The organism is Curtobacterium flaccumfaciens (assembly GCF_051548005.1).
Taxonomy (GTDB): domain Bacteria; phylum Actinomycetota; class Actinomycetes; order Actinomycetales; family Microbacteriaceae; genus Curtobacterium.
Genome location: NZ_JBPUGH010000169.1, coordinates 1 through 6,898, shown reverse-complemented (window position 1 = coordinate 6,898; position 6,898 = coordinate 1). Strand labels below are relative to the sequence as shown.

5 protein-coding genes are annotated in these 6,898 nt (G+C 71.4%); 4 read left to right on the top strand and 1 reads right to left on the bottom strand.

Annotated elements, in window-relative coordinates:
- Positions 1-1,727, bottom strand: a 1,727-nt coding sequence (locus ACSW7Y_RS15210) for an FAD-dependent oxidoreductase (RefSeq protein ID WP_438127082.1), incomplete at its 3' end; no start/stop codon positions are given.
- Between the two features lie 190 nt (positions 1,728-1,917).
- Between ACSW7Y_RS15210 and ACSW7Y_RS15205 the strand changes: the two genes are divergently transcribed.
- The 4 genes from ACSW7Y_RS15205 (at position 1,918) to ald (ending at position 6,614) form a co-directional block, all read left to right on the top strand.
- Complete coding sequence (locus tag ACSW7Y_RS15205) at positions 1,918-2,880, top strand: sugar-binding transcriptional regulator (protein WP_290131092.1); 963 nt, start codon at positions 1,918-1,920, stop codon at positions 2,878-2,880.
- A gap of 145 nt (positions 2,881-3,025) precedes the next feature.
- Complete coding sequence (locus ACSW7Y_RS15200) at positions 3,026-3,964, top strand: helix-turn-helix transcriptional regulator (protein ID WP_438127081.1); 939 nt, start codon at positions 3,026-3,028, stop codon at positions 3,962-3,964.
- A 28-nt stretch (positions 3,965-3,992) separates the two neighbouring features.
- Positions 3,993-5,393 carry an FAD-binding oxidoreductase gene (locus tag ACSW7Y_RS15195; protein WP_438127080.1) on the top strand — a complete coding sequence of 467 codons (1,401 nt, stop codon included), beginning with the start codon at positions 3,993-3,995 and terminating at the stop codon, positions 5,391-5,393.
- A 120-nt stretch (positions 5,394-5,513) separates the two neighbouring features.
- Positions 5,514-6,614: an alanine dehydrogenase gene (ald, locus tag ACSW7Y_RS15190; RefSeq protein ID WP_438127079.1), complete on the top strand. Its 1,101-nt coding sequence runs from the start codon at positions 5,514-5,516 to the stop codon at positions 6,612-6,614.
- Positions 6,615-6,898 lie beyond the last annotated feature (284 nt).

Sequence of the window (6,898 nt, the reverse complement as noted above, 5' to 3'; positions counted from 1 at the left end):
GCCGTGTGCAGCGGCACGATCACGCCGTGCGACTCGCGGAGCACATCGAGCGTGCGCTGGACCTCGTCCGCGCGCTCCTCGGCGGTCCAGCCGAGGGTCTCGGCCAGGACGTCGGCGAGCTCGTCGAGCAGGTCGATCGTGACGCCGCCGACGAACGCGAGGTTCGTGCGACGCAGCACCACGTCGACCAGGTGCACGGCCTGCTCGTGCTCGGCGAAGTACGCCACCTCGGCGCGGGTGAGCTTCGGGTCGGACTCGAGCGCCTCGACCGGGCCGTCGGTCAGGACGTCCACGACCTCGGCGGCGCGGGTGCCGTAGCGCTCGAGCAGCCCCTCGACGAGTTCGGCGTCGAGACCATCACGGTGCGACTTGATCCACAGCGCACGCTGGGCGTCGGTGGCCGGGAAGTCCTTGCCGCCGCCGATCGGCATGCCGGTGGTGTCGACCTTCCGAGCGACGCCGAGCTTCGTCGTCGCCTCGGTGGAGAGGTGGGCGGCGAGGGCGCGGAACGTGGTCCACTTGCCACCGACGAGCGAGAGCACGGTCGAGTCCGGGAGCCCGGCGATCTCGGTGTCCACGATCCGGTAGTCGCGGGACACGAACCCCGGGGCGGTGTCCTCGTGGCGGGGGAGCGGACGGATGCCGGAGTAGCTGTAGACGATGTGGTCGCGGGTGACCTCGATCTGCGGGAACACGTGCTTGACGAGCCCGAAGAAGTAGTCGATCTCCTCCTCGGTCGTGGTGACCGGCTGCGAGGGGTCGGCGTCGATGTCGGTCGTGCCGATGAGCACCCGGCCCTTGAGCGGGTAGATGAGCACGATGCGACCGTCGTTGTTCTCGAAGAACAACTCGCGGCCCTTGGTCGCCTTGAGGAGCTCGTCGTTGTGCACGACGATGTGGGAGCCCTTCGTGCCGCCCATGAACTTCGTCTCGCCGCCGAACGCCTCGTTCGTGAGGTCGGTCCAGGGACCGGAGGCGTTGATCACGACGTCGGCGGTGAAGGTGAACTCGGCACCGGTCTCGCGGTCGCGGAGCAGGACGCCACCGTCGCGGGTGCCCGCGGCCTCGACGTAGTTGACGGCGCGCGCCGTCGCTGCCGACCCGGTGCCGGAGCCCGCGGCGAGGCCGTCCTTGAGCACGTCGAGCGCGAGGCGCTCCGGCTCGTGCACGGAGGCGTCGTAGTAGGTGCCCGTGTACTTGAGGTCCTTGTTGAGGGCTGGCATGTCGGCCAGCGCCGCCTTCTTCGTGAGGAAGCGGTGCTTCGGCACCGACCCACCGTCGCGCGAGAAGGAGTCGTAGATCGTCATGCCGATCTTGATGAGCGCTGCGCCGCGCTCCTTCGTCGAGCGCTGCTTGTGCGTGAGCATCCGCAGCGGCGCGTTCATGATGCCGGAGAACGTCGAGAAGATCGGCATCGTCGTCTGCAGCGGCTTGACGTAGTGCGGGGCGATGCGGATGAGGCCGTTGCGCTCCTGCACGCTCTCGCGGACGAGACGGAACTCGCCGTTCTCGAGGTAGCGGATGCCGCCGTGGATCATGTGGCTCGACGCGGCGGAGGCGCCGCTCGCGTAGTCGCCGCGCTCGACGAGCGCGACGTCGACTCCCTGCAGGGCGAGGTCGCGGAAGGTGGCGATGCCGTTGATGCCACCACCGACGATGAGGACCTGGGCGTTGGGGCGCTCCGTGAGGGCGCTCACCGTGTTCCGGGGCTGCGTCTTCTTCGACATGTGTCGCTTCCTTGGTCGATCGGTTGGTTCGTGATCGATCGTGCTCCTGCGTGAGAGGCCGGGCAACTCGCGTGCACGAACGTGCAGCACACGTGTCAGCGACGCTCGGGAGCGGGCCGGGAGGCGCGACAGGGGTTGCAGAGGCCGTGCACGTCCGTGCATGGTTGCGGTGGCAAGAGATCGGAGCACCATGAGCGACGCCGCCCAGCCCGTGCGCACCCAGCAGGCGCTGCGCGCCGCGCACCTGTACTACCTGCAGGACCTCACGATGGACGCCATCGCCGACGAACTCGGGACGTCGCGGTCGTCGGTCTCGCGACTGCTGAAGTACGCCAGGGACACCGGGCTCGTGGACATCCAGATCCGGTCGCCCCTCGACCAGGCGGCCGCGCTCAGCCGGTCGATCCGGTCACGGTTCGGCGTCCACGCCCACGTCGTCCCGGTGCCCGACCACACGAGCGACGTGGACCGTCTGGAGCGCGTCGCGCTGTCCGCCGCCCGGATCCTCACGCAGTACATCGACTCGAACATGGTGATCGGCATCTCGTGGGGCTCCACCGTGAGCGCGGTCAGCCGGTACCTCGTGCCCAAGACGACGCACGGGTCGACGATCGTGCAGGTGAACGGCGCGGCCAACACCCGCACGACGGGCATCGTCTACGCGTCCGAGATCTTGCGGCGGTTCGGCGAGGCGTACGGCGCGTTCGTGCAGCAGTTCCCGGTGCCGGCGTTCTTCGACGACCCCGCGACGAAGGAGATGCTGTTCAAGGAACGCTCGATCCGTCGCGTGCTCGACCTGCACGAGCGCATGGACCTCGTGGTGTTCGGCGTCGGCGCGCCGCAGGCCCCGGTGCCGTCGCACGTGTACTCGGGCGGGTACCTCGACCCCGCCGACCAGCAGGAGCTCGTGCGCGCCAAGGTGGTCGGCGACGTCTCGACCGTGTTCTACCGCGCGGACGGTTCGTGGAAGGACATCGGCGTCAACGCCCGGGCCGGCGGGCCGGACCTCGACACGATCAAGCACGCGCCGCGGCGGGTGTGCGTCGTGGCCGGTAGGTCCAAGGCAGCATCGTTGCGCGGCGCACTCGCGGCGGGGCTCGTGACGGACCTCATCATCGACGAGAGCATCGGGCAGGCCATCCTGCAGCCGTGACACCGCCGCGGTGACCAGCGGTTTGTCCGCATCGCGCGAGCCGGTGTCGGTGGTGCGCCGTAGATTCCGGTGCATAGTGTCCCGCAACGAGACCGACCGGTCGACGACAGCGTCCGGAGCCACCGATCCCTCCTCCGAGCCCCCCGTGGGACCCCGGAGCGCCCGGCGCATCGTCGGCCAGGACCTCGACGAGGCCCTGACCTTCTTCAGCGACGGCTACGACCTCCGTGCGCCCCGCGTGCGTCGTGTCCGCGCCGCGACCCCGTGGACGTTCGCCGGAGTGGGTGACGACCGGGTCTCGCTGCGGTCCTCACGGTTCGGCGTGGACCTGCTGAGCGAGAGCCGTGTCGACGACGCCTTCCTCGTCGCCTGGATGAGCTCGGGGGCGAGCACCATCACGTACGACGGCAGCGACGTCGAGCTGCGGGCTGGTGTCCCGGTCGTGCTGCCCTTCGCGGACACCTACCAGCTGCACCACCACGACATCGCGCTGAACCTCGTGCACCTCGACCGCGACTTCGTCCGGTCCGTGGTCGGCGACGACGACTTCTCGTTCGAGGCGCTCCAGCGTCCGACCGCCGAGGGTGCACGGATCTGGCAGGACACCGTGCGGCAGCTCTCCCCGCGGTGGTTGGACGCCTCGAACGACATGGGCCCGCTGGAGCAGCGCGACGCCGCGGAGACCTTCGTCCGCGCTGCGGTCGCGGCGTTCCCCGAACGCAGTCGCTGGCGCGCGGCGGTCACCGGCTCCGGGCCCGAGCACGAACGGCTGCGCCGTGCGCTCGAGTTCGTGCACGCACACGCTCGCGAGCCGATCGGGACGCCGGAGATCGCGGCGGCGTCCGGTCTCAGCCCGCGCGGGCTCCAGCAGTCGCTCAAGCGGAACCTCGGGCAGACCCCGGGGGACGTCCTCCGCGCGGCTCGGCTGGACGGCGCCAGGGTCGACCTGCTCCGCGGCGACCTGGACGGCACGACCGTCGCCGAGATCGCCCGCGCGTGGGGGTTCGGTCACCTCGGCCGGTTCTCGGCGTCCTACCGGTCGCGGTTCGGCGAGTTGCCCAGTGAGTCGCTCCGCGCGAGCTGAAGCGACCGTCCCCGGTAGCGTGCCGGCCATGGACTCCGTCATCGCCGCCCTCCGCACCGCCCTCTCGGACCCTGATGGTGTGCTGGTCCGCACGGACGACGCCGCGGTGCACGCGTCCCGGTCCGACGGGTCGGGCTGGGTCGCGGACGGCGCGCCCCTCGCGGTGGTCGAGGCGCGTTCGGTGGGGCACGTGCAGGCGGCGCTCCGGACGTGCTCGGAACTCGGAGTGCCGGTCGTGCCGCGCGGGGCCGGCACCGGACTGGCCGGCGGCGCGAACGGCACCGACGGCTCGGTCGTGCTGAGCGTCGCGCGCATGGACCGCATCCTGGAGGTCTCGCCGGAGGACGAACTCGCGGTCGTCGAGCCGGGCGTGCTGAACGGCGCGCTCAACGACGCCGTCGCGGAGCACGGACTCCGGTTCGCACCCGATCCGGCGAGCGCCGCGATCGCGAGCGTCGGTGGCAACATCGCCACGAACGCCGGCGGGCTGCGCTGCGTGAAGTACGGCGTCACCCGCGAGGCCGTGCTCGGGCTCGACGTGGTCCTCGCCGACGGCCGACTCGTCTCCACCGGGCACCGGACGGTGAAGGGCGTGACGGGCCTCGACCTCACGTCGCTCATGGTCGGTTCCGAGGGCACCCTCGGCGTCATCGTCGGCGCGACGGTCCGGCTCGTGCCGGTGCCGGCGGGCGAGCCCGCCACCCTCGGCGCGGTCTTCCGGACGGTGCACCAGGCAGCCGCGGCGTCGGCGGCGATCGTCGCCGCGTCGGCCGACGGTGCAGCACGCCCGTCGACCGTCGAACTCCTCGATGCCTCGTCGCTCGGGTACATCGCCGACCACCTCGGGCCGAGCGTGGTGGCGGAGACCGTGGGGAGCGGTCAGGAGGGCGGGGTGTTCCTCCTCGTGGAGTACGACGGCCCGGACGCGACGCGCGACGCGCTGGGAGCCGTGCCGCGCCTCCAGGCAGAGGGCGGAACCGTCCGCCTGGCCGGGTCAGCCGCCGAACGCGACCGCCTGCTCACGATCCGCCGCTCGTTCCACGCGGCGATGGCCGCGCGCGGGCGGGTCCTCATCGAGGACGTGGCCGTGCCGCGCAGCCGCCTCGCCGAGATGTTCGACCGGGTCGAGGCGATCGGCCGCGAGTTCGACCTGCCGATCCCGACCTGCGCCCACGCGGGCGACGGCAACCTGCACCCGAACTTCGTCTTCGACGGCGAGGTCGTGCCGCAGCGGGTGTGGGACGCCGCCGACGCGCTCTTCCGGGCGGCGATCGAGCTCGGCGGCACGCTCACCGGGGAGCACGGGGTCGGGGTGCTGAAGCGGCACCACCTCGGCGACGAGGTCGGGGCGGACGTGCTCGAGCTCCAGCGCGGGATCCGGCGGGTGTTCGACCCGAAGGGCATCCTCAACCCGGGCAAGGTCTTCTGACGCCGAATCCCGTGACACGTCCGGGCTCGATCATGCGCAGATGTTCGGCGGAAACCTCTCCGTAACGAACCGCGGCGCATCGTGGGTGTCGAACGAGCACCGCCCACGAAGGAGTCCGTGATGCTGATCGGCGTCCCCACCGAAGTCAAGAACAACGAGTACCGCGTCGCAGCGACCCCCGCGGGTGTCGCCGAGCTCGCGCTGCACGGTCACGAGGTCCTCGTGCAGGCCGGGGCGGGCGTCGGGTCCGCGTTCCCGGACGACGAGTACGCCGCCGCCGGTGCCACGATCGTCGACACCGCGGACGAGGTCTGGGCCCGCGCCGAGATGATCCTCAAGGTGAAGGAGCCGGTCGCGTCCGAGTACGCGTCGATCCGACCCGGGCAGGTGCTCTTCACGTACCTGCACCTCGCCGCCGACCGACCGCTGACCACCGCGCTCACTGAGTCGGGGGCGACGGCGATCGCCTACGAGACCGTCCAGCTGCCGGACCGCTCGCTCCCGCTGCTGTCCCCGATGTCGGAGATCGCCGGGCGCCTCTCCGCCCAGGTCGGCGCGTACCACCTCATGCGGACGAACGGCGGTCGCGGGCTGTTGCTCGGCGGGGTCCCCGGCACGCCCAAGGGCCGCGTCGTCGTGATCGGCGGCGGGGTCGCGGGGGAGCACGCGGCGACGATGGCGCTCGGCCTCGGCGCCGAGGTCACCATCTTCGACATCAGCCTGCCCCGGCTCCGTGCGCTCGACGCCCGGTTCGACGGCCGCGTCACGACCCTGCGGTCCTCGTCGCACGCGATCGCGTCGGCCCTGGCGTCCGCCGACCTCGTGATCGGTTCGGTCCTGATCCCCGGCGCTTCGGCCCCGAAGCTCGTCACCGACGCCATGGTCGCCGACATGCAGCCCGGGTCGGTGCTCGTCGACATCGCGATCGACCAGGGTGGCTGCTTCGAGGGCTCCCGGCCGACGACGCACGACGACCCGACGTTCCGCGTGCACGACGCGGTGTACTACTGCGTCGCGAACATGCCCGGGGCGGTGCCGCGCACGTCGACGATCTCGCTGACGAACGCGACGCTGCCGTACGCCGTGGCGATCGCGAACCGCGGGTGGGAGCAGGCGCTCGCGGACGACCCCGCGCTCGCGCTCGGGTTGAACGTGCACGCGGGGCAGGTCACGAACGAGGCCGTCGCCGCCGCGCACGGCCTGGCGGTCGCCGCGCGCTGACGCGGGCGGCCGTGCGCCGGGGCGGGTCCATCCACGCACTGTCGCTTTCACGAAAGCGACAGTGTGCCGTGACTCCGCGCCGGCACGGTGTCGCTTTCGCGATATGGACGGCGCGCCATTCTGGAATGATGTCGCGTTCGGCCGGGAGGCACGGTGCCGCCCGCCTCGCTGGCTCCGCACCGGTCTCGTATACACATCTCCGAGCCCACCAGACCACCCGCGGAAACTCGGATGGCGTCTTAGGGTTGTAAAAGGGGGGGGGGGGGGGGGGGGGGGGGGGGGGG